This is a genomic window from Streptomyces sp. NPDC048671 (genome assembly GCF_055587045.1).
In genome coordinates, this window is record NZ_JBVJHB010000030.1 from 37,702 (window position 1) to 64,162 (window position 26,461).

At 71.4% G+C, this 26,461-nt stretch carries 21 protein-coding genes; 11 read left to right on the plus strand and 10 right to left on the minus strand.

Annotation, left to right across the window (positions count from 1 at the left end; genetic code table 11):
- Positions 1-84: 84 nt before the first annotated feature.
- From ACZ6S6_RS37025 to ACZ6S6_RS37035, 3 genes are all read right to left on the minus strand, one after another.
- Positions 85-1,752 (minus strand): protein kinase domain-containing protein, encoded by a 1,668-nt coding sequence (locus ACZ6S6_RS37025; RefSeq protein WP_469709408.1) that lies wholly within the window; start codon positions 1,750-1,752, stop codon positions 85-87.
- Positions 1,753-1,882: 130 nt separating this feature from the next.
- Positions 1,883-4,876, minus strand: a complete 2,994-nt coding sequence (locus ACZ6S6_RS37030) for a protein kinase (protein ID WP_469709410.1) — start codon at positions 4,874-4,876, stop codon at positions 1,883-1,885.
- Positions 4,877-5,057: 181 nt separating this feature from the next.
- The gene (locus ACZ6S6_RS37035; protein ID WP_469709412.1) at positions 5,058-7,016 is read right to left on the minus strand and encodes a serine/threonine-protein kinase; all 1,959 of its coding nucleotides are present in this window, start codon (positions 7,014-7,016) and stop codon (positions 5,058-5,060) included.
- A 120-nt stretch (positions 7,017-7,136) separates the two neighbouring features.
- Here ACZ6S6_RS37035 and ACZ6S6_RS37040 point away from each other — a divergent pair, with 120 nt between their 5' ends.
- Positions 7,137-8,255, plus strand: coding sequence for a serine hydrolase domain-containing protein (locus tag ACZ6S6_RS37040; RefSeq protein WP_469709414.1), 1,119 nt, complete (start codon positions 7,137-7,139; stop codon positions 8,253-8,255).
- Here the strand turns inward: ACZ6S6_RS37040 and ACZ6S6_RS37045 are convergent.
- Entirely contained in the window at positions 8,252-9,958 is a 1,707-nt protein-coding gene (locus tag ACZ6S6_RS37045) for a glycerol-3-phosphate dehydrogenase/oxidase (protein WP_362954175.1), read from the minus strand. The genes ACZ6S6_RS37040 and ACZ6S6_RS37045 overlap by 4 nt on opposite strands.
- A gap of 249 nt (positions 9,959-10,207) precedes the next feature.
- On the opposite strand from ACZ6S6_RS37045, the gene ACZ6S6_RS37050 reads away from it, so the two are divergent.
- Complete coding sequence (locus tag ACZ6S6_RS37050) at positions 10,208-11,470, plus strand: nucleotide sugar dehydrogenase (protein WP_362954176.1); 1,263 nt, start codon at positions 10,208-10,210, stop codon at positions 11,468-11,470.
- A gap of 106 nt (positions 11,471-11,576) precedes the next feature.
- Positions 11,577-12,230: a hypothetical protein gene (locus ACZ6S6_RS37055; RefSeq protein ID WP_362954177.1), complete on the plus strand. Its 654-nt coding sequence runs from the start codon at positions 11,577-11,579 to the stop codon at positions 12,228-12,230.
- Between the two features lie 67 nt (positions 12,231-12,297).
- Here ACZ6S6_RS37055 and ACZ6S6_RS37060 read toward each other — a convergent pair whose 3' ends face one another.
- The 4 genes from ACZ6S6_RS37060 to ACZ6S6_RS37075 form a co-directional block, all read right to left on the minus strand.
- Positions 12,298-13,422, minus strand: coding sequence for a GuaB3 family IMP dehydrogenase-related protein (locus tag ACZ6S6_RS37060; RefSeq protein ID WP_362954179.1), 1,125 nt, complete (start codon positions 13,420-13,422; stop codon positions 12,298-12,300).
- 105 nt (positions 13,423-13,527) lie between these two features.
- Entirely contained in the window at positions 13,528-15,030 is a 1,503-nt protein-coding gene (gene guaB / locus ACZ6S6_RS37065; RefSeq protein WP_469709417.1) for an IMP dehydrogenase, read from the minus strand.
- 128 nt (positions 15,031-15,158) lie between these two features.
- The gene (locus ACZ6S6_RS37070) at positions 15,159-15,734 is read right to left on the minus strand and encodes a sigma-70 family RNA polymerase sigma factor (RefSeq protein WP_362954183.1); all 576 of its coding nucleotides are present in this window, start codon (positions 15,732-15,734) and stop codon (positions 15,159-15,161) included.
- A 326-nt stretch (positions 15,735-16,060) separates the two neighbouring features.
- On the minus strand, positions 16,061-16,672 hold the full coding sequence (locus ACZ6S6_RS37075; protein ID WP_003948568.1) for a response regulator transcription factor: 612 nt from the start codon (positions 16,670-16,672) through the stop codon (positions 16,061-16,063).
- Positions 16,673-17,084: 412 nt separating this feature from the next.
- Here ACZ6S6_RS37075 and ACZ6S6_RS37080 point away from each other — a divergent pair, with 412 nt between their 5' ends.
- Entirely contained in the window at positions 17,085-17,420 is a 336-nt protein-coding gene (locus ACZ6S6_RS37080; protein ID WP_362954185.1) for a WhiB family transcriptional regulator, read from the plus strand.
- A 132-nt stretch (positions 17,421-17,552) separates the two neighbouring features.
- Here the strand turns inward: ACZ6S6_RS37080 and ACZ6S6_RS37085 are convergent, their stop codons facing one another.
- Positions 17,553-18,443 carry a LysR family transcriptional regulator gene (locus ACZ6S6_RS37085; protein ID WP_362954187.1) on the minus strand — a complete coding sequence of 297 codons (891 nt, stop codon included), beginning with the start codon at positions 18,441-18,443 and terminating at the stop codon, positions 17,553-17,555.
- Positions 18,444-18,532: 89 nt separating this feature from the next.
- On the opposite strand from ACZ6S6_RS37085, the gene ACZ6S6_RS37090 reads away from it, so the two are divergent.
- Together ACZ6S6_RS37090 and ACZ6S6_RS37095 are read left to right on the plus strand one after the other, a co-directional pair.
- On the plus strand, positions 18,533-19,198 hold the full coding sequence (locus ACZ6S6_RS37090) for an MOSC domain-containing protein (RefSeq protein ID WP_469709424.1): 666 nt from the start codon (positions 18,533-18,535) through the stop codon (positions 19,196-19,198).
- Between the two features lie 57 nt (positions 19,199-19,255).
- Positions 19,256-20,029: an SDR family NAD(P)-dependent oxidoreductase gene (locus ACZ6S6_RS37095; protein WP_362954189.1), complete on the plus strand. Its 774-nt coding sequence runs from the start codon at positions 19,256-19,258 to the stop codon at positions 20,027-20,029.
- Positions 20,030-20,037: 8 nt separating this feature from the next.
- On the opposite strand, the gene ACZ6S6_RS37100 is transcribed toward ACZ6S6_RS37095, so the two are convergent.
- Complete coding sequence (locus tag ACZ6S6_RS37100; RefSeq protein ID WP_469709420.1) at positions 20,038-20,229, minus strand: hypothetical protein; 192 nt, start codon at positions 20,227-20,229, stop codon at positions 20,038-20,040.
- A 460-nt stretch (positions 20,230-20,689) separates the two neighbouring features.
- Here ACZ6S6_RS37100 and ACZ6S6_RS37105 point away from each other — a divergent pair, with 460 nt between their 5' ends.
- The 5 genes from ACZ6S6_RS37105 (at position 20,690) to ACZ6S6_RS37125 (ending at position 26,160) form a co-directional block, all read left to right on the plus strand.
- Positions 20,690-21,775 (plus strand): substrate-binding domain-containing protein, encoded by a 1,086-nt coding sequence (locus ACZ6S6_RS37105; protein ID WP_362967443.1) that lies wholly within the window; start codon positions 20,690-20,692, stop codon positions 21,773-21,775.
- Between the two features lie 247 nt (positions 21,776-22,022).
- Positions 22,023-23,351, plus strand: coding sequence for an ABC transporter substrate-binding protein (locus ACZ6S6_RS37110; protein WP_362967441.1), 1,329 nt, complete (start codon positions 22,023-22,025; stop codon positions 23,349-23,351).
- Entirely contained in the window at positions 23,351-24,244 is an 894-nt protein-coding gene (locus ACZ6S6_RS37115) for a carbohydrate ABC transporter permease (RefSeq protein ID WP_362967439.1), read from the plus strand. Before ACZ6S6_RS37110 ends, ACZ6S6_RS37115 begins: the two co-directional genes overlap by 1 nt.
- Positions 24,241-25,095: a carbohydrate ABC transporter permease gene (locus ACZ6S6_RS37120; RefSeq protein ID WP_362967437.1), complete on the plus strand. Its 855-nt coding sequence runs from the start codon at positions 24,241-24,243 to the stop codon at positions 25,093-25,095. The genes ACZ6S6_RS37115 and ACZ6S6_RS37120 overlap by 4 nt, the downstream gene beginning before the upstream one ends.
- A 36-nt stretch (positions 25,096-25,131) precedes the next feature.
- Positions 25,132-26,160, plus strand: coding sequence for a hydroxyacid dehydrogenase (locus tag ACZ6S6_RS37125; protein ID WP_469709423.1), 1,029 nt, complete (start codon positions 25,132-25,134; stop codon positions 26,158-26,160).
- Positions 26,161-26,461: the final 301 nt, after the last annotated feature.

Sequence of the window (26,461 nt, forward strand, 5' to 3'; positions counted from 1 at the left end):
GCCGATCGAGCCAGTGACTACTGGCTACATAAGTGCTGATCAGGGGCTCACCCGTGGCAGACGGGACGTGAGTGCCTCACCGCGTCAGCCGATGTCCCCCGGCGCGCGCCAGCCGCGCAGCATGGTGTCGAACTGCTTCCGGGTGGTGTCCCAGTCCGCCGCCGGACCCGTCATGTACAGCGCGTACTCCGGTCCGCCGTCGTCCCCGTAGTACATCTGGTCCACGGCGTGCCTCTGCTCGCCGTTCTTCTCGGTCCAGGTGAACTCCCAGATCGATCCCGGGTGGTCACGGTAGAAGTTGCTGCGCAGGTCCAGGTTCCGGTAGGCCGGGAGCCGCTTCTGCAGGCTCGTCTCCAGGTTCTTCATGTGCTGGTACGAGCTCTCGAAGTCGGGATTCTCGTCGACGCTGATGCGCAGGTAGCGCCTGCCCCCGTCCGGGGTGTAGTCGATGTTCGTGCCGGTCTTCCGGCGCTGCCAGCCGTCGGGTACGAGGAGGCTGAACCCCTCCGGGTCGTTGACCCGCTGCCAGCCGTCGGGGACGCCCTTCAGCGTCGGGTCGGGCTTCGGGGAGGAGTCCGGCGAGGACTTCGGCGATGACTTGTGGGGGGCCGGTTCCGGCGACCGGTCACCCAGGGTTCCGGCGCCACCGCTCGCGGTGCTGTCGTCCGGGTGGCCCCGGTACTTCATCGCGGCGATCCCAGCGCCGCCGCCGAGCAGCGCCGCCAGGGCGACGACCAGCATCGCCGTGCGCCACCGGCCGCGGCTGCGCCGGGTCACCGGCGCGGACCCGGAAGCCGGTACGGCGGCGGGGTAGGGCAGCTGGGCCGTACCGCCGGACGTACCGCCGGGGCCCATCGCGCGAAGGGCCTCCTCCGGCAGCTGCTGCGTCGGGACGTACGCCTGGGCCGCCCGGGGCTCGCGCCCCTCCATGGCCTCCAGCAGCATCCGTTCCGTCTCCTCGGCCGACGGCCGGTCCGCGGGGTCCTTGCGGAGCAGCGCGGTGATGACGGGGGCGAGCGCCCCGGCCCGGACCGGCGGCGGCGGTTCATCGGCGACGACGGCCTGCATGGTGGATATCGGGGAGGTGCGGCGGAACGGCGACCGGCCCTCGACCGCGGTGTACAGCGTGGCGCCCAGCGACCACAGGTCGGACGCGGGTCCCGGGTCGCCCCCGCGTACCCGCTCGGGTGCCAGATAGTCGATGGAGCCGACCAGTTCACCGGTCCTGGTGATGGTCGAGTCGCCCTCTATCGCGGCGATCCCGAAGTCGGTGAGCAGCACCCGGCCGTCGCGGGCGAGCAGCACGTTGCCCGGCTTCACGTCGCGGTGCAGCACCCCGGCGCTGTGCGCGGCGCGCAGCGCGCCCAGCACGTGGAGTCCGATCCTGGCGGCCTCGCGCGGCTCCAGCTCGCCGGATTCCTTGGCGGCGTCGGCGAGTGACGGTCCGTCGACGTACTGCATGACGATCCACGGCCGGTTGTCGTACTCGATGACGTCGTGGACGGTGACCACGCCGGGGTGTGTGATGCGGGCGGCCGCGCGGGCCTCCTTCTGGGTGCGTGCGTGCAGCACCAGCCGGTCCGCCTCCGCGACGTACAGCCCGGCGGTCAGTTCCTTGACGGCGACGGTGCGGTGCAGCACTTCGTCGTGTGCCCGCCAGACCTTGCCCATGCCGCCGCGCCCGAGGACTTCGCCGAGCCGGTATCGCCCGGCCAGCACCAGTCCCGCGTCCGTGTTCTGTGATCGATCCACGTGTACCCGCCCCGTTCCTTCGAATGACAGGTTACGGAGGGGAGGTGCGGCCACGGAACCTCGCACCGCCCACGAGATCGCACTGTGATGCTTGTCGCGCCGGCCCGTCGCTCTGGGGTCCCGACACGTATCAGGGCGTCACACGGTAGGAAGCGATGGCTTGTTGGTAGATGTCCGTCACCTTGTCGCGCTGGTCCTCCGGACCGATGACCTGAAGGATGTGGTAGCGGCCCGCGACGACCATCGCGAGATTGCGTACGTACACCTCACGTCCGGAGCTGTCCTGCCAGGTGAACTGACCCTCCGCCATGGCCTGTCGCCCGACGTCGATCCGGCGCAGTCCGGTGGCCGACGACCAGCTGGAGTCCCGGAACGGCTTCAACTCGGGTTCCTTGTCCCGCTGGTAGGCGAGCGGGTCGGCGCCGTTCGTCTTGACCGTGTCGCGGCCGGGGACGATCAGCAGGGTGAAGCCGTCGCTGCCGTAGCGGATCTGGCGGTCCGTGTTGGCGGGGCTGCGCTGCCACCCCTTGGGCACCCCGACCTCGAAGCCCTCGTCGTCCTTGCGCAGGACGTAGCCGGACGCGAGTGCGACGGCGGAGCGGCTGGTCTGCGGCTTCTTCGCACCGCCCGACCCGGACGGTGAGGGTCCACCGGAGCTGCCGGAGTCACCGGAACCGCTGGGGCCGGGGTCGGGCGCCCCGGTCGCCGTACGGGACGGACTGGCGCCCGCGCCGGACTGCGCACCGGACTGGGGCATGAACTTCACGGCGTACACGATCGCCGCGACCAGCACCAGCAGTATCAGGACGAGCAGCAGCCGGCCGAGCCGTCGCGGCGCGCGCTGTCCGTCCTGCGGCGGGCGGGGCGGAGTGCGCAGCGCCTTGGGGCCCTTGGGCTCACGCGGCGGCTTGACGGCTCTGGGCTCGCGCGGCTCCGCGAGTACCGGCTCCGCCTCCGGCCGCCCCTTGCCCTGGCGGTGGCGGCCGTGCGCCGGGCCGTTGCGGCGGCCGCGGCGCTTGCGGACGAGCTCGCCCCGGCGGCGCACGACGGGCAGCCGGGTGGCGTCGGCGGACGGCAGCGGCACGACGTCGAAACCGGCCTCGGGCTCGGGCGCCGCCCGTACGAGGGAGCGCAGCCAGCCGCGCAGCTCCTCGAAGTCCGGGCGCTCGGTGGGGTCCTGCCGCAGCAGCGACTCGACGACGGGCCGCAGCGCGCCGCACTCCTCGGCGAAGGCGGGCGGCTCACCGCAGACCATCTGGACGAGCTCGGCGGCGTTCTCCTCGGGATACGGGGCATGGCCCTGGACGGCGCGGTAGAGCAGCGCGCCCAGCGCCCAGAGGTCGGTGGAGGGGCCGATGGGCGGTGCCAGCCGCCAGTTCTCGTGGACCGGCCCTGCCTGCTCGGGCGCCCAGCGCTCGGTGACCGCGCCGACAACGGCGATCCGGGCCTGCCGTGCGCGCTCGGCGGCGAGGGTGGTGGCGGGGCCCCGGTAGGCCGAGGTGTCGCGGTTCCCGGCGACGATCTCGTCCCAGCGGCCGGGGGCGGTCTCCGCGGGCAGCTGCGGGCGAGCGGCGGGCGGGGTGGCGCCCTGGCGCCGGGAGTCGGCCCGCAGGGCGTCCTCGCTGGAGCCGCCGGCGGGGACCGGGCGCCCGGAGCCGGGGCCGTCGTCCCACGAACCGGTCAGATGCAGCCGCCGGGGCGGAGCCTGACGACCGCCGTCGCCGCTGTCGCTCCCGCCGTCCTCGTCGTCGTACGGGTCGTCGTACGGGTCGTCCTCGTCGTCGTGGTCGTGGTCGTGGTCGTCGTCGTGGTCGTGGTCGTAGGAGTCCTGGGCGTCGGGCGTACGGCTCCAGCCCGCGGGCGGCAGCAGGCCGGCCGGACCGGCACCTTCGCGCTGGACCGGCAGGATGCCGGTGTCCCGCGCCTCGTCCGCACCGGCCCGGCGCTCCTCCTCGCTGATGCGCGCGGCGGCGCGGGCACCCGCGCGGTACGCGGCGATGGCGCCCGCGCGCGCGGCCCGCGTCTGGGCGGCGCTGCCGGACCCGGGGGCGGGCACGGGCGGCGGCGGACGGCGTACGGATTCCAGCTGACCGGCGCCGTACGGGCTCTCGGAACCGGCCCCGGACGACGCGGACTCGATCGCCGCGGGACCACGGGAACCGGGCATCCCGGCGGACGGCGGCTGCGCGGGCGGCGACTGCGCGGGCGGCCGGAAGAGCGCGTGCGGGTCGGACGGCTCGGACGGGTCGGCCTCGTAGTCGTATTCGGCGTCGGCCACGTCCGGCCCGGTCTCGTAGCCGTCGTCATATTCGGAGAAGGAGTCGGAGTCGGCGTCGGAGTCGGCGTCGGCGTCGGCCGACGGCAGCGCGTACGAGTCGTCGGACCCGGCCGCCGGCCCGGACTCGTAGCCGGCCATCGGCAGCGCGTAGGGATCGCCGGACCCCGTCTCGGCCATCGGCGGCACGTACGGGCCGGTGGGGCCCGTCTCCACCGCGGGGCGGCCGTACTCGCCGTCGTCCTCGGCGTCGTCGGTGCGCGGCACCGGCACGTACCCGCAGAGGGCCTCCTCCGCCGCCCCGGCCGCCAGGCCGGTCAGCACGACGCGTCCGTCGTCGCAGACCAGCACGGTGCGCACGGTGATGTTGCGGTGGGTCCAGCCGTGGGCGTGCAGGACGCGCAGCGCCGTCAGGACGTCGGAGCCGATCTCCGCGGCCCGGTACGGATTGAGCGGGCGCTCGGCGAGCAGGGCCGCCAGCGGGCGGGCCGCGACCAGTTCACTCACTATCCAGAGCGATCCCGCCTCGGCGAACACGTCGAAGACCTGGTCGAGCCGTGGATGGTCGGGCACCTGGGCCGCCGCCTGGGCGGCCTCGATGGCGCGCCGGACCGCCGGATCGGTGGACCGCCGCACCGTGCGCGCGCTGGTGCGCCGGGCCGGCGTGGGCAGACCGTCGGCGTCGAGCACCTCCGCGTCCACGACCTCGGGCAACGGCACCTGCCGGACCAGGACTTCCTGTCCGCTGTAGGTGTCGAACGCCCGGGTCTCGACCAGTTCGTAGGCATCGGACGGAGGCAGCGGAAGGCGGTAGCGGTCGGCAAGTACCCGACCCGCGTAGTCGTCCACGACGCCTCCCCAGAGCGCGCTGTCCCCCGGTCACGTAGACCGCACGAAACCCACCAATTGCGGTCACTTACCGTGCAATTGACTTACGGTTCCGGCTGCGTACGGTCTTCGAGCTCTCACAATACGTGGCAACCGGCGGCCGCGCGGAAGGTCGCCGCAACCCGGTCCGCCGGCCGCACCCTCAGTCGAGCGGCTTGAACGTGTCGAACGCCGTCTCGCGCAGCGTCTTGCACGCCTTGCCGTCCCACTCGTCGACCTTGCAGCTGATCATGATCGAGTAGCCGCGCTTGGCGTCGACCTTGAAGCCGCGGTTCAGGACGCGGCTGCGCTGGCCGTGCTCGTTGCGCTCGAACTGCCAGTCGGCGACGGTCGGGTACCCGTTGTACTCGACCGGATCAATACCGAGATGCTTGTACCCGTTGCTGCTGCCGGCAACCGCGCCCTTCAGCGCGTTCCAGGCGGAGGCCGCGTCATCGCCGGGCGAGCTGTTGTAGTCGACCTGGACGCGCGGGAAGCCCTTGTCGATGTTGTAGATGCCGCCGGAGTTGCTGCCGGCGATCGAATTGCGCTCGAAGCCCTCGGGCATCGCCATGGTGAAGTGGAACCGCTTGTCGGTGACCGACTTGTATCCGGCGGGCAGCGCGCCCTTGCCGTCCGCGTCGTCGTCGGAGTCGTCCGACCCCTTGCCGGAGTCGTCCTTGCCCTTGTCCTGGTCCTGGCCGTCGTTGCCGTCCTGGCCCTTGCCCTGGTCCTTGCCGGTGCCGCCCTGCTCCGTACCGGCGGTACCGGCGGAGCCGCCGTCCGCCGACGAGCCGGCCGAGGCGGAGGTGTCGCCCTTGCCCTTGCCCGCGTTGTCGGAGCCCTTGCCGTCCCCGCCCAGCGTGAGCGCGAGGACCGTGCCGAGCACGGCGAGCACGATGACGGCCGCGATGATCGCCAGGGTGCGGCGCGGCACCACGTCCGTGAGGGACGCCCGGGGCGGGGTGCTCGGAGAGGTGGCCGGACGCGGCGGCGGTACGGCCCCGGAGGCGGAGGCCGCGGCCGTCGTGGGGGCCGTGGCGGTCCGGGCCGGTGCGGACGGTGCCGCGGCGGCGGTGCCGGCCGCGACGACGGGCGCCGCCTTCGCGTTCCGTGCGGAGCGCAGTGCGCCCCGCAGCCGGTCGCGGGCGCCCTCGCCCGCTTCACCGGACTTCGACTTCGACGCCGGCTTGGCGGGGGCCGGCACCTTGGGCAGCGCCATCACCTGGGTGGCGTCGGCCGGCGGCGGCACCGGGACGTCCTCCTGCTCGGGGGCGTCGATCACGTCGTTGAGCAGGGCGCGCGCACCGGCGTCGTCGAGCCGCTGATCGGGGTCCCGGGCGAGCAGCCCGTAGATGACCTCTTCCAGCGGGCCCGCGTTCTTCGGCGGGTCGAGCGGTTCGGTCATCACCGCGGTCAGGGTGGCGATCGCGGAGCCCTTGTCGTACGGCGGGCAGCCCTCGACGCACGCGTACAGCAGTCCGCCGAGCGACCACAGGTCGGCCGGCGGTCCCGGCTTGTGCCCACGGGCCCGCTCCGGCGAGATGTACGAGGGGGCGCCGACGAGCATGCCCGTGGAGGTGACGGAGGGGTCGCCCTCGACCTGGGCGATCCCGAAGTCGGTCAGCACGACCCGGCCGTCCTCGGCGATCAGCACGTTGGACGGCTTCACGTCACGGTGCAGAATGCCCTCGCGGTGCGCCGAGCGCAGCACGTCGAGAATGGCCAGACCCACCTCGGCCGCCCGTCTCGGCGTCAGGACACCGTCCTCGCGCACCGCCTCGGCCAGCGACTTGCCCTCGATGAGTTCCATGACGATCCACGGCCGGTCGTCCTCGTCGACCACGTCGTAGACCGTGACCGCGCCGTTGTTGCGGATCCGGGCGATCGCCTTCGCCTCGCGCAGCGTACGCGTGATGAGACGGCGCTTCTCGTCGTCGTCGATGGCTGTCGGGAACCGCAGTTCCTTGACCGCGACCGTGCGGCCCAGCGTCTCGTCGACGGCGCGGTGGACCGTGCCCATACCGCCCCGGCCGAGCACCTCCCCGAGCCGGTACCGCCCCGCAAGGAGACGCCCGTCCTTGTCCCGTTGGGGCTCCCGTGCCTGCTCCGCCTCCGACATGCGTCCCCTCTGCGATCAACCCGCCCTGGCAGAGCGTTCATTGTCCCCTACCCCGGGACCGGTCCTGGTGCCGGGGCCCGGGTCCGCCATGATGTGGCCGGAGGAAAGGACTCCCCCGCCATGCCGATTCCGAGGGCACCGCTCGTCACTCTGTTGGTGACGGCGCTGCTCGGCCTCGGAACAGCGAACCTGCCCAGCGAACCACACCTCACTCCCGCAGCCTCCTACCTGCCACGCCTCGCCGTCCAGGGCGAAGCCCCCACCGCCGCACTCCTGACCCGCACTTCCTCCTCCGCCCGCCCCGGCGTCTACCGGTCAACGGGTCCCGGTATCCGGTACGCGGACCGCTTCCGGGCGGGCAGCATCACCAAGACCTTCGTCGCCACCGTCGTCCTCCAACTCGCCCATGAGGGTGGACTGCGGCTGTCGGACCCGCTCGAGCGCTTCCTGCCCGGACTGATCCGCGGTCACGGGAACGACGGCCGGCGCCTCACCCTGCGCGCCCTGCTCAGCCACACCAGCGGGCTCTACGACTACACCGACGACGGGTCGGCGCACCCGCTCTCCGCCACCGCCGCGATCCGTACGGCGACGAGCCACCGCCCCACGTCCCGCCCCGGCACATTCGCCTACTCCAATACCGATTACGCCGCACTGGGACTGGTCGTTCAGCGCGTCACCGGACACACCTACGCCACCGAGATCCGGCGCCGCATCATCGTTCCCCTCCGTCTCACCGGCACCTCCCTGCCCGGGGCCCGCACCACACTGCCCGCACCGCACGGCCGCGGCTACACCCGCGATCCGGCGGGCGACGGCCTGACCGATGCCACCGACCTCGACCCGCGCACCGCGGGCGCCGCCGGTGAGCTGATCTCCACGCTCGCCGATCTGAACCGCTTCTACGCGGCCCTGCTGGGCGGACGGCTGCTCCCGCCCGCCCAGCTCGCCGCGCTGCTGAACACCGCTGCGGCGCAAGGGAACTACGGCCTGGGGATCTACCCGGAGCGGCTCTCCTGCGGGGTCACCGTCTGGGGCCACAACGGACGCATTGCGGGCAGTTACGTCCGTACCGCCGCAAGTCGCGACGGCGGCCACATCCTGACGTACCGCATCGACACGGACATCCTGGACCGCGCTGACACCGTCGAACCCGCGCTCCTGGAAGCGGAGTTCTGCCCGGCCCGAGCCGAGGGCCCGCGCGGCACGGGCCCCGGACCGGAGCCACCCCGCTCCTAGTCGGGCACGATGTCCGGCACCCCGAGCCGTGCCGCGTCCGCCGTCAGGTCGTCGGGCTGGCGCTGCGACTCGCGCTCCGCCTCCACCCGCTTCTCGTAGTGCGCGACCTCCCGCCCGATCTGGCTCTTGTCCCAGCCGAGCACCGGAGCCATCAGTTCCGCGCAGAGCTGCGCGGAGCGCGTGCCCCGGTCGAAGGTCTCGATGGAGATCCGGGTCCGCCGGGTCAGCACGTCGTCGAGGTGGCGGGCCCCCTCGTGCGAGGCGGCGTAGACGATCTCGGCCTTCAGGTAGTCGTCGGCGGACGGCAGCGGTTCGCCCATCACCGGATCGGCGACGATCAGCTCCAGGATCTCCTCGGTCATGGCGCCGTACCGGTTCAGCAGATGCTCCACCCGGGCGACGTGCAGTCCGGTCCGGGCGGCGATCCTGGCCCGCGCGTTCCACAGGGCGCGGTAGCCCTCGGCGCCCAGCAGCGGGATGTCCTCGGTGACGCATTCGGCCACCCGCTGGTCGAGGCCGTGCACCGCCTCGTCGACGGCGTCCTTGGCCATCACCCGGTACGTGGTGTACTTCCCGCCCGCGACGACGACGAGGCCCGGCAGCGGATGCGCCACGGTGTGCTCGCGCGAGAGCTTGCTGGTCGCGTCCGACTCGCCGGCCAGCAGCGGCCGCAGCCCCGCGTAGACACCCTGGACGTCGTCCCTGGTCAGCGGGGTGGCCAGCACCGAATTGACGTGTTCGAGCAGATAGTCGATATCCGCGCTGGACGCGGCCGGATGCGCCTTGTCCAGATCCCAGTCGGTGTCCGTCGTGCCGACGATCCAGTGCCGCCCCCACGGGATGACGAAGAGCACGGACTTCTCGGTGCGCAGGATCAGGCCGGTGGAGGAGTGGATGCGGTCCTTCGGGACGACCAGGTGGATGCCCTTGGACGCCCGGACGTGGAACTGGCCGCGCTCGCCGATCAGCGCCTGGGTGTCATCCGTCCAGACGCCGGTGGCGTTGACCACCTGTTTGGCCCTGACCTCGTACTCACCGCCCGCCTCGACGTCCTCCACCCGGACGCCGACGACCCGCTCGCCCTCCCGGAGGAAACCGGTCACCCGGGCCCGGTTCGCCACATGCGCGCCGTAGCCGGCGGCGGTGCGCACCAGCGTCGCCACATAGCGGGCGTCGTCCATCTGGGCGTCGTAGTACTGCAGGGCCCCCACCAGGGCGTCCCGCTTGAGTGCGGGCGCGACCCGCAGGGCCTGGCGGCGGGAGAGGTGCCGGTGCACGGGCAGCCCGCGGCCGTGCCCGGACGACACCGACATCGCGTCGTACAGCGCGACGCCCGAGCCCGCGTACAGCCGCTCCCAGCCCTTGTGCTGCAACGGGTAGAGGAACGGCACCGGTTTCACCAGATGCGGGGCCAGCCGCCCCAGCAGCAGCCCGCGCTCCTTCAGCGCCTCCCGGACGAGCGCGAAGTCGAGCATCTCCAGATAGCGCAGCCCGCCGTGGATCAGCTTGCTCGACCGGCTCGATGTGCCGGACGCCCAGTCGCGCGCCTCGACCAGGCCGGTCGCGAGCCCTCTTGTGGCCGCGTCGAGTGCCGTCCCGGCGCCGACCACGCCCGCCCCCACGACCAGCACGTCCAGTTCGCGCTCGGCCATCGCTGCGAGCGCCTCGCCGCGCTCCGCGGGTCCCAGTGTCGCTGTCCTCACTGCTGCCTCCCGGTAGATCGGGGTGGTCCGGGCACGGGAGTGCGGTCCGACCGTGGGGTCGGGCGCCCGTGCCCACCCCTCGATTCTGTCCGGGCTCCGCCACTTCAGCCACCGGCTGTGGACAACACCCGGACAACCGGGGCAGCACAATGCGACATATAGGTCATATTTACGCCTAGTCTGACATTGCGCTGTCCCCAGCAGTTGCACTTTCTGCCCTCATGGTCTTAGGGAAGGACGGCCACCCACGTGCCTGCAGACCTCGCCGTCATCGGACTCGGTCACCTCGGCCTGCCCCTCGCCCAAGCCGCCGTCGCAGCCGGCATCCAGACCGTCGGCTACGACACCGACCCCCGGGCCTTCGCGGAGCTCTCCGCGGGCCGCACCCCCGTCGAGGGTCCGCTCACCGCGTCCGACGTCCGCCGCATGCTCTCCGGGGGCTTCCGCCCCACCACCAACGAGGCCGAGCTGGGCCGGGTCCGTACCGCCGTGATCTGCGCGCCCACCCCGCTCGGCCCCGACCGCACCCTGGACCTCGGCGCCGTCGGCGACGCGGCCCGCGCCCTGGCCGCCCGGCTGCGACCGCACACCACGGTGCTGCTGGAATCGGCCGTGCCGCCCGGCACCACCGAGAACTTCCTGCTCCCCCTCCTCGAAAACGGCTCGGGGCTGCGCGGCGGACGCGACTTCCACCTCGCCTACTCCCCGACCCGGCTCGACCCGGGCAACCGCACCCACGTCTACGCCAACACCCCCAAGGTCATCGGCGGCCTCACCCCCGCCTGCACCGAATCGGCCGCGGCCTTCTACGGCAGGCTCACCGACAAGGTCGTACGAGCCCGCGGCCCGCGCGAGGCCGAGATGACGAAGGTCCTGGAGACCAACTTCCGGCACGTCAACATCGCCCTGGTCAACGAGATGGCCGTGCTCTGCCACGACATCGGCGTCGACCTGTGGGACGTCATCAGGTGCGCCGAGACCAAGCCCTTCGGCTTCCAGCCATTCCGCCCCGGCCCCGGCGTCGGCGGCCACGGAGCCCCGGTCGACCCGGGCTACCTCCCGTACAGCAGCCGCACCCCCGGCCACCCGCTGCGGATGGTCTCGCTCGCCCAGGAGATCAACGACCGGATGCCGCAGTACGTGATCCAGCGCTGCGCCACCCTCCTCAACGAGCACGGGAAATCCGTGCGCGGCGCCCGGGTGCTGCTGCTCGGCGTCACCTACAAGCCGGACCTCGCCGACCAGGAGGCCTCCCCCGCCCGCGAGATCGCCACCCGGCTGATGGACATGGGGGCCCAGATCGGCTACCACGATCCGCACGTCCTGGACTGGCGTGTACGTGAACTCCCGGTCCCCCGCGCCGATTCGCTCTACGAAGCGGCCTCCAGCGCCGACCTCACGGTGCTGCTCCAGCACCACCGCACGTACGACCTGCAAGGTCTCGCCGTGAAGGCGCAGCTGCTCCTCGACACCCGGGGCGCGACTCCTGCCGGAGCCGCTCACCGGCTCTGATCGCAGTCCCCCCAAGGAATTTTCTGGGCCGATGTCCGAGGCGGCTGCTAGCCTGCGGCGTCACTTCTCGCACATTCGTGCGTACGCGTCCCAGGGGGATCCCGCCATGAGCCAGCCCGTACCACCGCCGAACCAGCCGCAGCAGCCGTACGGCGGCCCGCCCCAGGACGGCAACCCGTACGCCGGCCAGCAGCCGGGCCAGCCCCAGCCCGGCGCCCCGACCGGCAACCCGTTCGCCGAGCAGCCGGGCCCGTACGGCCAGCCGGGCCAGCCGGGCCAGCCCGGCCCGTACGGCCAGCCCGGCCAGCCCGGCCAGCAGTTCGGCGGCGGTACACCGTTCGCGCCGGCGGCGCCGGCACGGGACAACGTCGGGCTCGGCATCCTCACCGCCGTCGTCGCGGCCGTGGTCGCGGGAGCGGTCTACGGTGCGATCATCGGCACCACCAGGCACGAGATCGGCTACGCGGCCGTGGGTGTCGGCTTCCTCGTCGGCTTCGCCTCCGGCAAGGTCGGCGGCCGGAACCCCGCGCTGCCGGTCCTCAGCGCCGTTTTCGCGCTGATCGCCGTCTACTTCGGCCAACTCCTCGGCGAGGCGATGATGGCGGCCAAGGACTTCCCCGTCACGGTCTCCGAGATGTTCTTCGACCACTTCGGCCTGCTGAACGATGCGTGGAAGGCCGACTCGGACTTCATCTCGTACCTCTTCTTCGCCGTCGCGGCGGTCGCCGCGTTCTCCGGCGCCAAGAAGGCCGCGGCCTAGAGCCGCACACACGGGAGCGCCCGGACCGCGATCGCGGTCCGGGCGCTCCCGTCGTAACTGCGCGTACTCAGCGGCGGTGCTGCGAGTCCGCCACCGTGACCTCGACGCGCTGGAACTCCTTCAGGTCGCTGTAGCCCGTGGTCGCCATCGCCCGGCGCAGTGCGCCGAAGATGTTCATCGAGCCGTCGGGGGTGTGCGAGGGGCCGGTGAGGACCTCCTCCGTCGTCCCGACCGAGCCGAGGTCGACCAGCTTGCCGCGCGGCACGTCCTCGTGGACGGCCTCCATGCCCCAGTGCCGGCCGCGGCCGGGCGCGTCCGTCGCGCGGGCGAGCGGGGAGCCCATCATCACGGCGTCCGCACCGCAGGCGATGGCCTTCGGCAGGTCGCCGGACCAGCCGACGCCGCCGTCCGCGATCACGTGCACGTACCGGCCGCCGGACTCGTCCATGTAGTCGCGGCGGGCACCGGCCACGTCCGCGACCGCGGTCGCCATCGGGACCTGGATGCCGAAGACGTTGCGCGTGGTGTGCGCGGCGCCGCCGCCGAAGCCGACGAGGACACCGGCCGCGCCGGTACGCATCAGGTGCAGGGCGGCGGTGTACGTGGCGCAGCCGCCGACGATCACCGGGACGTCCAGCTCGTAGATGAACTGCTTCAGGTTGAGCGGCTCGGCCGCGCCCGAGACGTGCTCGGCGGAGACCGTCGTACCGCGGATGACGAAGATGTCCACACCCGCGTCGACGACGGCCTTGGAGAACTGGGCGGTGCGCTGCGGGGAGAGCGCGGCGGCGGTGACGACACCGGAGTCGCGCACCTCCTTGATGCGCTGCCCGATCAGCTCCTCCTGGATGGGGGCGGAGTAGATCTCCTGGAGCCGGCGGGTGGCCGACTCGACGGGCATCTGGGCGATCTCGTCGAGCAGCGGCTGCGGGTCGGCGTGCCGGGTCCACAGGCCTTCCAGGTTGAGCACGCCGAGGCCGCCGAGCTCACCGATGCGGATGGCGTGCTGCGGGGAGACGACGGAGTCCATGGGAGCGGCCAGGAACGGCAGCTCGAAGCGGTAGGCGTCGATCTGCCAGGCGATCGAGACCTCCTTCGGGTCGCGGGTCCGGCGGCTCGGGACGACGGCGATGTCGTCGAATGCGAATGCCCGGCGGCCGCGCTTGCCGCGCCCGATCTCGATCTCAGTCACGATGGTGTGGCCTTTCCCTCTACGTCTGCGCTGTCCAGTATCCCCGACACGCACATGAGGGGCGGTCCCGGGAACCCCGGTCCGCCCCTCACCTGCGTCGTTGCGTTACTTCCTGCTGTAGTTCGGTGCCTCGACCGTCATCTGGATGTCGTGCGGGTGGCTCTCCTTGAGACCCGCCGAGGTGATCCGCACGAAGCGGCCCTTGCTCTCCATCTCGTCGACCGAGGCCGCGCCCACGTACCCCATCGTCTGGCGGAGACCGCCGACGAGCTGGTGCAGCACGTTGCCCAGCGGGCCGCGATAGGGCACCTGGCCCTCGATGCCCTCGGGGACGAGCTTCTCGTCGGAGGACACCTCGGCCTGGAAGTAGCGGTCCTTCGAGTACGAGCGGCCCTGCCCGCGGGACTGCATCGCGCCCAGCGAACCCATGCCGCGGTACGACTTGAACTGCTTGCCGTTGATGAAGAGCAGCTCGCCCGGGGACTCCTCGCAGCCCGCGAGCAGCGAGCCGAGCATCACCGCGTCCGCGCCGGCCACCAGGGCCTTGCCGATGTCGCCGGAGTACTGCAGGCCGCCGTCACCGATGACCGGGACGCCCGCCGCACGGGCGGCCAGCGCGGCCTCGTAGATCGCGGTGACCTGCGGGACGCCGATGCCGGCGACCACGCGGGTGGTGCAGATCGAGCCGGGTCCGACGCCCACCTTGACGCCGTCCATGCCCGCGTCGACCAGGGCCTGGGCGCCGTCGCGGGTCGCGACGTTGCCGCCGATGACGTCCACGTTCACGGCCGACTTGATCTTGGCCATCCAGTTGAGGGCGTTGCTGTTGTGGCCGTGCGAGGTGTCGACGATGAGGAAGTCCACCCCGGCCCCGGCCAGCGCCTGGGCGCGGTCCAGCGCCTCCGGGCTGGCGCCGACGGCCGCGCCGACGAGCAGCCGGCCCTCGGCGTCCTTGGCCGCGTTCGGGTACTGCTCGGCCTTCTTGAAGTCCTTGACCGTGATGAGGCCCTTGAGGATGCCCGCCTCGTCGACCAGCGGAAGCTTCTCGATCTTGTGGCGGCGCAGCAGCTCCATGGCGTCCACGCCGGAGATGCCGACCCGGCCGGTGACCAGCGGCATCGGCGTCATGACCTCGCGCACCTGGCGCGAGCGGTCCGACTCGAAGGCCATGTCGCGGTTGGTGACGATGCCGAGCAGCTTGCCCGCCGGGTCGGTGACCGGGACGCCGCTGATGCGGAACTTGGCGCACAGTGCGTCGGCCTCGCCGAGCGTGGCGTCCGGGCTGACCGTGATCGGGTCGGTGACCATGCCGGACTCGGACCGCTTCACCAGGTCCACCTGGTTGACCTGGTCCTCGATCGAGAGATTGCGGTGCAGTACGCCGACGCCGCCCTGACGGGCCATGGCGATCGCCATACGGGCCTCGGTCACCTTGTCCATGGCGGCGGAGAGCAGCGGGATGTTGACCCGGACGTTGCGCGAGATGAGCGACGAGGTGTCGACCGCGTTGGGCAGCACGTCAGATGCGCCCGGCAGCAGCAGCACGTCGTCGTATGTCAGCCCGAGCGTCGCGAATTTCTCGGGCACTCCGTCGACGTTTGCAGTCATGACACCTTCCCCAAATGGCCTTGATCGGTGCGGATGTCCATGCTAACGGCCTCCGTGGGCGTCTCATTCCACGAGCAAGATCACCTGGAGGTTCTGTAGCTTCGTACGGGACCGCGGCGATCCCCGGCTCACTGCTCGGCGAGGGCTCGCAGCCGGCTCAGCGCACGGTGCTGGGCGACCCGGACCGCACCCGGGGACATGCCGAGCAGCTGTCCGGTCTCCTCGGCGGTCAGCCCGACCGCGACGCGCAGAACCAGCAGCTCACGCTGGTTGTCCGGAAGGTTGGCGAGGAGCCTCTTGGCCCAGGCCGCATCGCTGCTGAGCAGCGCGCGCTCCTCGGGCCCGAGTGAATCGTCCGGCCGCTCCGGCATCTCGTCGGAGGGCACCGCGGTCGATCCCGGGTACCGCATCGCGGCCCGCTGGAGATCGGCCACCTTGTGGCCGGCGATGGCGAAAACGAAGGCCTCGAAGGGCCTGCCGGTGTCCTTGTACCGCGGCAGCGCCATCAGCACCGCGACGCAGACCTCCTGCGCCAGGTCCTCCACGAAGTGGCGGGCATCACCGGGCAGCCGGTTCAGCCGGGACCTGCAGTAGCGCAGCGCGAGGGGGTGGACATGGGCCAGCAGATCATGAGTGGCCTGCGCGTCGCCCTCGACGGCGCGGTGCACCAGGGCACCGATCACCGTCGTTCCGTCGTCGCGCATCGGACCATGGTGCCCCGGTGCCGCGTCATCCGTGGCACCGCGTCCGTAGTTGTGCACCGAAGCGTTATGAGCGGGTGCGCCGGAAGTCATGTCCTGCGCCCTCCCCTTCCGCTCGACCGAATCGTTCCCGAGGAACTCCACATCTCAAGGATGCGTCATCCGCCGGGAAGCGTCACATACCGGGAAGGGCCCACCGGAAATTCGACGACTCCGCGGGCGTGCGCCCCGGCCCCCGCACGGTGGGCGGGGCTCGGAACAGACCCTGGGTGCACCCCTGGCCCGGACCGCCCCGCCCGCCGCGAGGCAGACGGGACTTCGACTCCGACCTAGCGGACCAGGCCCCACCGGAAGCCGAGTGCGACGGCGTGCGCCCGGTCCGATGCGCCGAGCTTCTTGAACAGACGCCTGGCGTGTGTCTTCACCGTGTCCTCGGAGAGGAACAGCTCACGGCCGATCTCCGCGTTGGAGCGGCCGTGGCTCATCCCTTCGAGCACCTGGATCTCACGCGCCGTGAGCGTGGGCGCCGCGCCCATCTCGGCCGACCGCAGCCGGCGCGGGGCCAACCGCCACGTCGGATCGGCCAGCGCCTGGGTGACGGTCGCCCGGAGCTCCGCCCGGGAGGCGTCCTTGTGCAGATACCCGCGTGCCCCGGCGGCGACCGCGAGCGCGACGCCGTCCAGATCCTCGGCGACGGTCAGCATGATGATCCTCGCCCCGGGGTCGGCGGAGAGCAGCCGACGGACGGTCTCCACACCCCCCAGGCCGGGCATGCGTACATCCATCAGAATCAGATCCGAACGGTCGGCACCCCAGCGGCGGAGGACTTCCTCGCCGTTGGCCGCCGTCGTCACACGCTCGACGCCGGGCACGGTCGCGACCGCGCGGCGGAGCGCCTCTCGGGCAAGCGGGGAGTCGTCGCAGACGAGGACGGATGTCATGACCGCCCTCCGAAGCTGATGCGCGTCACCTTGAGCCTCCAGGCTGTTACAAGTCGTCACCTGTGCGGTTGACGCTCTCGGACATCTGCCCGATCGCTTTCTCTGCCAACCGCCTCCGCACTCTCAACGATGGTCACTCGAAAGAGTTACGGGTCGGACAACCGAGTTCGGCACTCTACGTGAGGAGGCGGACACGGAGCAGAGCGCCACGGGTCGTCCAGCCGTCAACTGAACCTTCACAGGTACCTATGCCCCATTTAGCGGGTTTTCTTCCCTTTTGCTGGTGTCTGAGACTAGATTCGCAATCAGTCATATTTACATCTACTAACACCGTAGATGTACGGTCATGAACACGGACAAAGTCTGACGACCACGACGTTTCCGACTCAGTACGGTTTCGAGGGGACAAGCAATGGCAGATTTCTCCCGCCTTCCCGGACCCAACGCCGATCTGTGGGACTGGCAGCTGCTGGCGGCCTGCCGCGGGGTCGACAGCTCGCTGTTCTTCCACCCCGAGGGAGAACGGGGCGCCGCCCGGAGCGCCCGCGAGAACTCCGCGAAAGAGGTCTGCATGCGGTGCCCGGTACGTGCCGAGTGCGCGGCCCACGCACTGGCGGTACGAGAGCCCTACGGAGTGTGGGGCGGCCTGACCGAGGACGAGCGCGAGGAGCTCATGGGACGCGCCCGCAACCGGCTCATCGCGGCGACGGCACCCTCGGGCCCCGCGTCACCCCCTGGGCACGGCTGACGCCTGCCGTGCGGCAGAAACGTTTCTGCGCACGCGACGCACGCCCCGCGACGCACACCTCGCGGACCGCGGACCATGCCCGCGGACCCCGCCGCGAACGACTACGCCCGCGCACCCCGTACCCCGCACCGCTCAGCGGGCGGCCGCCAGCGCCAGCTGGTCCAGAGTGGCAGCCACCGCCGGGACCCGCGCCAGATCGGGCAGGGTCAGGGCGACGATCTCGCGCTCGATGGCCGGTTCCACCGTGACGGTCCGGGCGCCCCGAGGGCGTACCGACTCGATCGCCAGCGCCGGCAGCACGGCCACTCCGAGGCCGGCGCCGACCAGGCCGATCACCGCCGGGTAGTCGTCGGTGGCGAAGTCGATCCGGGGGGTGAAGCCGGACTCCTCGCAGACCTCCACCAGCTGCCGGCGGCAGCGCGGGCAGCCGGCGATCCACGGTTCGCCGGCGAGTTCGTCGATGCCCACCACCGGCCGGCCCGCCAGAGGGTGACCGTCGGGCAGCAGGCCGATCAGGCGGTCGGTGAGCAGCGGGCGCACCACCAGGTCGTCCCACTCGGCGCCCTGCGTGCCGTACCGGAAGGCCAGGGCGATGTCGCAGTCCCCGTCGCGCAGCATCTCCACGGAGCGGGGCGGCTCGGCCTCGACCAGGGAGACCCGGGTGCCGGGGTGCGCGGCCCGCAGCGCCGCGAGGGCGCCGGGGACCAGGGTGGAACTGCCGCTCGGGAAGGACACCAGCCGGACCCGGCCGGCCCGCAGACCGGCGATCGCGGCGACCTCCTCCTCGGCGGCGGTGAGCCCGGCGAGGATGCCCGAGGCGTGCCGTACGAGCGCCTCGCCCGCCTGCGTCAGCCGCATCTCGCGTCCGGTCCGGATGAGCAGCGTGGTGCCGGCGGAGGACTCCAGGGCCTTCATCTGCTGGCTGACCGCGGGCTGTGTGCAGCCCAGCTCGCGGGCGGCGGCGGAGAAGGAGCCGGTGGTGGACACGGCTCGCAGGACGCGGAGATGACGGGCTTCGATCACCCTTCGAATATAAGCGACTCTTGGAGAAGGTGCGAATTATTCGTGTGCGACTTTGAGCCAGTAGTCGTTAGCGTGCGGGTATGAACGCGATGAGAGTGCTCACCGTGAACGCGGGCCGCCCCGTGGCGGTGCCGTACACCGATTCCCCCGGCGGCGTGACCGGGATCGACAAGCGCCCGGTCGAGGGTCCCGTACAGGTCAGCGACCCCGGTCCCGAGGGTTCCGGCGGCAGCGGTCTGGCCGGGGACGCGGTCTGCGACCTGCGTTTTCACGGCGGCTCGAACCAGGCGGTGTACGCCTTCGCCCGCGAGGAACTGGACCGGTGGGAGGAGGCGCTGGGACGCCCGCTGCCCAATGGCTGCTTCGGCGAGAACCTGACCACGGGCGGGGTGGACGTCAGGGGCGCGCTGATCGGCGAGCGCTGGCGGATCGGGCCCGATCTGGTCCTGGAGATCACGTCGGGCCGTATCCCGTGCCGTACGTTCGCGGGCCACCTCGACGAGAAGCAGTGGGTCAGGCGGTACACGCGGGCGGCCACCCCCGGCGCGTACCTGCGGGTGATCACGCCGGGTGCGGTCCGGGCCGGTGACCCGGTGGAGATCGTCCACCGGCCGGACCACGACGTCACGGTGGAGCTCCAGTTCCGGGCCGTGACGACCCGGAAGGAGCTGCTGCCGCTCCTGCTCGCGGCCGGGGACGCGCTGCACCCCGAGCCGCTGCGGAGGGCGCGGGAGTACGCGGCGCGGCAGCGGTGAGCGGGGAGCGCCGGGCGGGTCGGCCGGGGGCACGGGCGGGGCACTAACGTGCCGCGTATGACGACTGCACTGATTACGGGCGCGACCGCGGGCATCGGGGCCGCCTTCGCGCGGCGGCTCGCGGCCGAGGGGCACAACCTGGTCCTGGTGGCCCGCGACACCGAGCGGCTGCGGGAGCAGGCCACCGAGCTGCACGACCGGCACGGCATCGAGGCCGAGGTGCTGTCCGCGGACCTGTCCACGGACGACGGGATCGCCGCGGTCGAGGCGCGGCTGGGTGACCGCCTGCAGTCCGTCGATCTGCTGGTCAACAACGCCGGGTTCGGCAACAGGGGGCGTTATCTGGACGTCCCCATGGCCGATGAGCTGGCCATGCTGAAGGTGCACTGCGAGGCGGTTCTGCGGCTGACCTCGGCGGCCGCGGCCGGGATGAAGGAGCGCGGCAGGGGCGGTGTCGTGAACGTGGCCTCGGTGGCGGCGTTCGTGCCGCGCGGCACGTACGGGGCGTCCAAGGCGTGGATCGTGCAGTTCACCCAGGGCGCGGCCAAGGACCTGGCGGGGTCGGGCGTGCGGCTGATGGCGCTCTGCCCCGGCTTCGTCCGCACGGAGTTCCACGAGCGGGCCGGCATGGGCACCGGCAACATCCCGGGCTGGATGTGGCTCGACGCCGACAAGCTGGTGACGGCGGCTCTGGCGGATCTGGCGCGCGGCAAGTCGGTCTCGGTCCCGGACCCGCGCTACAAGGCGCTGATGGGGCTGGTCAAGGTGACGCCGCGCGGCCTGCTCGGAGGGGTCACCGCCAAGACAGGCCGCAAGTACGGGCCTCAGTGAGCGGTCGGTTACCGCACTCCGCGGCCCGCGTAGGCGCCGATGTTGGGGGCGCCGGGCTTCAGCCTGTCGCCGAAGTAGTCCTTGCCGCCGTTGTTCTCGATGACGGCTCCGGCGGCGAGGGCGGGCGAGCCCGCGCCGAGACGGAAGTCGGTCCGGAGCTTCGGGTCGGCGGTGATGCCGCCGGGGTCGGGGCGGGTCATGTCGATGCCGTGGAAGGCGTTGTGGTCGAAGGAGAGCCCGGGAGTCGGGTTCTTGAAGGCGTAGCCGCCGGTGCCCTCGCTGACGAAGACGTTGTTGCGGACGGACAGTTCGTGCTGGGTGGTGGCGGGGCTGCCGGCGTCGTCCTGGACGAGGTATCCGGGGATCTGGTCCTTGTTGTTGGTTGTTGTGGAAGGTGTTGTTTTGACATCCTCTCCGCCCTAGAGGACGGAGATTCCCGCCTGCCTGCCGGTGGTCACCGGCTGGGGCTTCGGGTGGGGTCCTGTTTCTTCGCGCTGCGGCATCGCCGGGAATCCTGGACTCGGATTGATCGAACGTCAATGGATTACGTTTGAATGATCGAAACTCCCATCGTTCGATCACATTGGTCTAGGGTCGGACACCGACTCCGGCACTGGCTCCGACTCCGGCCGGGCCACACACTGCGAGGGGACTGCCGCCGTGCGCGAGAGTGCAGCTGAACGTCATGACCGCCTGCTCGGGCTGGTCCGGGACCGGGGCTCCGCCCGGGTGTCGGACCTGGCCTCGCAGCTGGGGGTCTCACCCGTCACGGTGCGCCGGGACGTCGAGGAACTGGCCGGCCGCGGCCTGCTCGACCGGGTCCACGGCTCGGTGTCCTGGCCGCAGGACGCCGGCCCCGTCTCGGGGCCGGGCGGCACGGGCGGCGGCCTGGTCCTCGGCATGCTCGCGCCCTCCGCGACGTACTACTTCGCCGAGGTGATCCGCGGCGCACACGAGGCCGCCGCGCGGGCGGGGGCCAGGCTGATCCTGCGGATCTCCGACTACCGGCCGCAGGAGGACCACGCCCGCACCCGGGGGCTGCTCTCCGCGGGCGCCGAAGGGCTGCTGGTCGCGCCGGGCTGGCAGCATCCGGGCGACCCCTCCGCGTTCGGCGACTGGATCAGCTCGCTGCCCGTGCCGACCGTGCTGCTGGAGCGCAGGCCCACCGCCGGCTCCCCGCTGGACGGCCTGGACCGGGTCTGCTCGGACCATGCGCACGGGGTGCTGCTGGCCGTGCGCCACCTAGTGCGCCTGGGGCACGGGGCGCCGCTGCTGATGGCCCGCGCGGACTCCCCGACCGCCCTCGCGGTGCGCTCCGGCTACGCGGAGGCACTGGCCACGCTCGGGCTGCGCGTGCCCCAGGACGTGATCGAGTCCGTTCCCGCCGAACAGGCCCCGGAGGCGTTCGAGGAGGCCGTGCAGGCGCTCCGCGAGGCCGTCGGCTCGGGGGTGGCGACGGCCGCGCTGATCCACAACGACGTGGACGCCATCCAGGTCGTGCAGCGCCTGGCCGAGCTGGGCGTGCGCGTGCCGCAGGACCTGGCGCTGATCGCGTACGACGACGAGGTGGCGGCGCTCGCGGACACCCCGCTGACCGCCGTGGCACCGCCCAAGCGCGAGGTGGGCCGCCACGCGACGGAACTCCTGGTCGAACGGCTCGGCCAGGAGGCCGGTGCGCCCCGCCGGCACCTGACGCTGCTTCCGCAGCTCCGGGTCAGGGACTCCTGCGGAGCGCCGCTCCCGTAGGAGTCCCTCAGGCGCTCCCTCAGGCGCTCTCCCCCGGCCCCTCCCCGTCCCACGGCCCTTCCCCAGCCGCTTCCGCAGGCCCTCCCGAGCGCATCGGGAGGGCCGTCCCCGCGCGCCTTCGTACCGTCTCCACGCACAACACGTTTGATCTTTTTTCGATCATTCGCTCTTTCGCTCTTGACTTCGGTCACGGCTGGTCCAAGGATCACGCCAACGCCAATGTCGCCGCCTGTTCAGGAGCCTCGCTGTGAGCCGCAGTTCGAGCAGAACGTCCCTCGCCGTAGTCGGCGCCGCCACCGCCCTCGCCGTTCTCACGGCCTGCGGCGGCAGCGGTGACGACACGTCCGCCGCCGGAAGCGACGGCAAGCCCGTCAGCATCACCTTCTGGGGGTGGACCAAGGGGTCCAAGGAGGTCGTTGACGCGTTCAACGCCTCGCACGAGAACATCAAGGTGGTGTACGAGGAGATCCCGTCCGGCAACGCCGGCGGCTACGCCAAGATCTCCAACGCCGTGAAGGCGGGCAACGCCCCCGACCTGGTCTCCATCGAGTACCCGCAGCTCCCGGAGTACGTCAGTCAGGGCGCGCTCCAGGACATCGGCCAGTACTTCACCGAGGACATCAGGAAGAAGCTGCTGCCCCAGGCCGTCGAGCTGACGACGCTCGGCGGCAAGAACTGGGCCGTCCCCTTCGACGCCTCGCCGCAGTCCTTCTACTACCGCAAGGACCTGTTCAAGAAGTACGGCGTCGAGGTCCCCAAGACCTGGGACGACTTCCGCAAGGCCGCCCAGAAGGTCAAGAAGGCCGACAAGAAGGCCCGCATAGGCACGTTCTTCCCCGATGACCCGACCACGTTCCAGGCGATGGCCTGGCAGGCCGGCGCCCAGTGGTACAAGCCCGAGGGCGACACCTGGAAGGTCAACACCACCGACGCGGCCACCGCCAAGGTCGCCGACTACTGGCAGGGTCTGCTCGACGACGACCTGATCCGCGCCAACGCCTCGTTCAGCCCCGAGTGGACCAACTCCCTCAAGAACGACGGCACCATCGGCTACGTCGGCGCGGCCTGGGGCGCGGGCGTCCTCAAGGGGACCCTGCCCGAGCAGAGCGGCAAGTGGGCCGTCGCCCCGATGCCCAGCTGGGACGGGAAGCCGGCCAGCGGCATGCTCGGCGGCTCCACCTTCGCGGTGACGAAGACCAGCAAGAAGGCGAAGGCGGCGGTCGAGTTCGCCACCTGGATGTCGACCACCGAGGACGGCATCAAGGCCCGTATCGAGTCCGGCACTTCGAGCGCCTTCCCGGCCGCCGCGTCCCTGCGCCCGGCCGCGAAGAAGGCGTTCGACGCCGACTTCTACGGCGGCGAGGACATCTACCAGGTGTTCGACGAGGCCGCGACGTCCATCGGCCCTGACTGGAGCTGGGGCCCGACGACCGGCACCACGAACACCACGATGAAGGACGAGTTCGGCAAGGTCGCGAGCGGTGGCACCACCGTCAAGGACGCGGTGAAGGCCGGACACGACGCCACGGTCGCCGAGCTGAAGAAGCGCGGTCTGAAGGTCGAGGACGCAGGCTGATGAGGCACGCCCGGACAACCAGAGCCGCCGCCATCCTGCTGGGGCCCTTCTTCGTACTGTTCACCTTGGCCATGGTGCTGCCGATCGGATACGCGGTCTGGCTCAGCCTGTTCACCGAGAAGCAGTCCGGCCTGGGCTTCGGCGGCACCGAGACCGTCTTCAGCGGACTCGACAACTACACGGCGGCCCTGGGTGACCGGGCGTTCCGCGAGGGCTTCGGCGTACTCCTCGGATACTGCCTGTTCTACATTCCGCTGCTGCTCGTCGGAGCCCTCGCCCTCGCCCTGCTGCTGGACTCCACGCTGGCCCGCGCCCGCCGGTTCTTCCAGCTCGCGCTGTTCCTGCCGCACGCCGTGCCAGGCATCATCGCCGCGCTGATCTGGGTGTACCTCTACACACCGCAGCTCAGCCCGGTGGTCAGCGCCATGGAGTCCGGCGGGATCGGCTTCGACTTCTTCTCGCCCGACGGGGCACTGCCCTCCATCGTCAACATCGCGCTGTGGGAATGGCTCGGCTACAACATGGTGATCTTCTACGCCGCGTTGCAGGCCATCGACCGCTCCGTACTCGAAGCGGCCACGGTCGACGGCGCGGGCGCCTGGCGCGTCGCGATCGCCATCAAGGTCCCGCTGATCCGCGCCTCGGTCGTGATGGTCGCGCTGTTCACCGTCATCGGCTCGCTCCAGCTCTTCACCGAACCACTGATCCTCAACAAGGGGACGGGCTCCGCCGTCTCCTCCACCTGGACGCCGAACATGTACGCGTACACCGCGGCCTTCGAACGCAACGACTACGGCCTCGCCGCGGCCGCCTCCATCCTGCTGGCGCTCACCGCCGCGCTGCTGTCCTTCGTCGTCACCCGCTTCACCGGCCGGAAGGGCAAGAAAGCATGAGTTCCCCCGCCTCCCGCGGCCGCTGGATGTCGAAGACCGCGGTCAACGGTTTCCTGCTGCTCGCCGTCGTCTACATGCTCTTCCCGCTCGTCTGGCTGGTCACCGCCGCCACCAAGGACACCGGTGGGCTGCTCGCCGGCAACGCGTTCTCCTTCGACGGGTTCAACCTCGGCGAGAACCTGTCGAACCTGGCCTCCTACGGCGACGGCATCTACTTCCGCTGGTACCTCAACAGCCTCGGCTACGCGGGCGGTGGCGCGCTCGTCTGCTCGCTGATCTGCGTCGCCGCGGGGTACGCCTTCGACAAGTACTCGTTCCGGGGCAAGGACCAGCTGTTCGGCCTGGTGCTGATGGGCGTGCTGGTCCCCACCACCGCGCTGGCCCTGCCGATGTATCTGCTGGCGTCCAAGGTCGGTCTGGTGAACACCTACTGGTCGGTGCTGATCCCGGTGCTGGTCAACCCGTTCGGCGTGTATCTCGCCCGGGTGTTCTGCTCGGGGTACATACCCAACGAGGCGCTGGAGGCGGCCCGTATCGACGGGGCGGGTGAGCTGCGCACCTTCTGGTCCGTCGGTCTGCCCATGGTCATGCCGGGCTTCGTGACCGTCTTCCTCTTCCAGTTCACCGCGATCTGGAACAACTTCTTCCTCCCCCTCGTGATGCTCTCGGACCGCAAGCTGTTCCCGCTGAGCCTCGGGCTGTACTCGTGGAACACCAACACCCATGGCGAGCCGAGCTTCTACCCCCTCGTCGTCACCGGGTCCCTCCTCGCCGTCATCCCGCTGATCGTCGCCTTCGTCTCCCTGCAGCGGCACTGGAAGGCGGGACTGACCGCCGGAAGCGTCAAGTGACCGTCCACGCGAGCCCCGAGGAGTACGAGTTCCACCATGCTGCACGCCACTGACAACCGGCCCAGGGCCCTGCTCGCGATGGGCCCCGGCATCGCCGGGCGCCTCCTCACCGAACGCCACCACACCCGGCTGGCCGCCCTCACCCGTACGGACACCCGTCTCGTCGCCCACGACCTGGCCGAGCCGACGCCCGAGGTGGCCGCCGCGCTCGCCGAGGCCGAGGTGCTGTTCACCTGCTGGGGCGCGACGCCGCTCACCGCACCGGTGCTGGCCGCCGCGCCGCGGCTGCGCGCGGTGGTGCACGCGGCCGGCTCGGTCAAGCACCACATCACCGACGCCTGCTGGGAACGCGGCATCGCCGTCACCTCGGCGGCCGGGGCCAACGCCCTGCCGGTCGCCGAGTTCACCCTCGCGGCGATCCTCTTCGCTGGCAAGCGCGTCCTGCACTCCGCGGACCGCTACCGCGCCCTGCGCGCCGACCACGACTGGCTCGCGGAGCTGGACGGCTCCGGCAACTACCGCCGCACGATCGGCATCGTCGGGGCCTCCCGCATCGGCCGCCGGGTGATCGAGCTGCTGCGCCCCTTCGACCTGGACGTCCTGCTGTACGACCCCTACGTCGACGCGGAACGGGCCGCGGGGCTGGGTGTCCGTCTCAGCACGCTCGACGAGCTGTGCGCGAGCAGTTCCGTGGTCTCGGTGCACGCCCCGCAGCTCCCGGAGACGCGCCACCTCATCGGCGCCGCCCAGCTGGCCGCGATGCCGGCGGGCGCGACGCTCATCAACACCGCGCGGGGCTCGCTGGTCGACGAGGACGCGCTGCTTCCCGAGCTGACGAGCGGCCGGCTGCACGCGGTGCTGGATGTGACGCACCCCGATCCGCCCCGTGCGTCCTCGCCGTTCTACGACCTGCCGAACGTGCTGCTGACTCCGCATGTCGCGGGCTCGCTCGGCAATGAGCTGCACCGGATGGCGGACCAGGCGCTGGACGAGCTGGAACGGTTCGCGACCGGCCGCCCGTTCGCGGACCCGGTCCACGGCGACGCGCTGTCCCGCTCGGCGTAGCTCAAAGGGGCCCGGGGCCCTTCAGCCCCGCCGGCCTCTTCAGCCTCCCTGGCACTTTCAGCCCCGCCGGTGCCTTCAGCCTCGTGGGCCCCCTCAGCCCCGCGGGCCCCTTCTAGCTTGCTGGCCCCTTCAGGCCCGCCGGGCATATCCAGCCCCTCCGGCGATTGAGGAGCGGGGTCCGGGGCAGAGCCGGGGGGGGGGGGGGGGGGCCCCCCCCCCCCCCCCCCGCCCCCCCCCGGGGGGGGGGGGCGCCCCCCGGGGGGGGGGCCGAGCAGCACGCCCGGGGTCGCCGAACGAACCC

Coding starts and splice junctions, on each gene's coding strand:
- ACZ6S6_RS37035 (WP_469709412.1), bottom strand. CDS start 7,016: ATGTCGGAGGCGGAGCAGGCACGGGAGCCCCAACGGGACAAGGACGGG.
- ACZ6S6_RS37040 (WP_469709414.1), top strand. CDS start 7,137: ATGCCGATTCCGAGGGCACCGCTCGTCACTCTGTTGGTGACGGCGCTG.
- ACZ6S6_RS37055 (WP_362954177.1), top strand. CDS start 11,577: ATGAGCCAGCCCGTACCACCGCCGAACCAGCCGCAGCAGCCGTACGGC.
- guaB (WP_469709417.1), bottom strand. CDS start 15,030: ATGACTGCAAACGTCGACGGAGTGCCCGAGAAATTCGCGACGCTCGGG.
- ACZ6S6_RS37070 (WP_362954183.1), bottom strand. CDS start 15,734: ATGCGCGACGACGGAACGACGGTGATCGGTGCCCTGGTGCACCGCGCC.
- ACZ6S6_RS37075 (WP_003948568.1), bottom strand. CDS start 16,672: ATGACATCCGTCCTCGTCTGCGACGACTCCCCGCTTGCCCGAGAGGCG.
- ACZ6S6_RS37080 (WP_362954185.1), top strand. CDS start 17,085: ATGGCAGATTTCTCCCGCCTTCCCGGACCCAACGCCGATCTGTGGGAC.
- ACZ6S6_RS37090 (WP_469709424.1), top strand. CDS start 18,533: ATGAGAGTGCTCACCGTGAACGCGGGCCGCCCCGTGGCGGTGCCGTAC.
- ACZ6S6_RS37095 (WP_362954189.1), top strand. CDS start 19,256: ATGACGACTGCACTGATTACGGGCGCGACCGCGGGCATCGGGGCCGCC.
- ACZ6S6_RS37100 (WP_469709420.1), bottom strand. CDS start 20,229: ATGACCCGCCCCGACCCCGGCGGCATCACCGCCGACCCGAAGCTCCGG.
- ACZ6S6_RS37115 (WP_362967439.1), top strand. CDS start 23,351: ATGAGGCACGCCCGGACAACCAGAGCCGCCGCCATCCTGCTGGGGCCC.
- ACZ6S6_RS37120 (WP_362967437.1), top strand. CDS start 24,241: ATGAGTTCCCCCGCCTCCCGCGGCCGCTGGATGTCGAAGACCGCGGTC.
- ACZ6S6_RS37125 (WP_469709423.1), top strand. CDS start 25,132: ATGCTGCACGCCACTGACAACCGGCCCAGGGCCCTGCTCGCGATGGGC.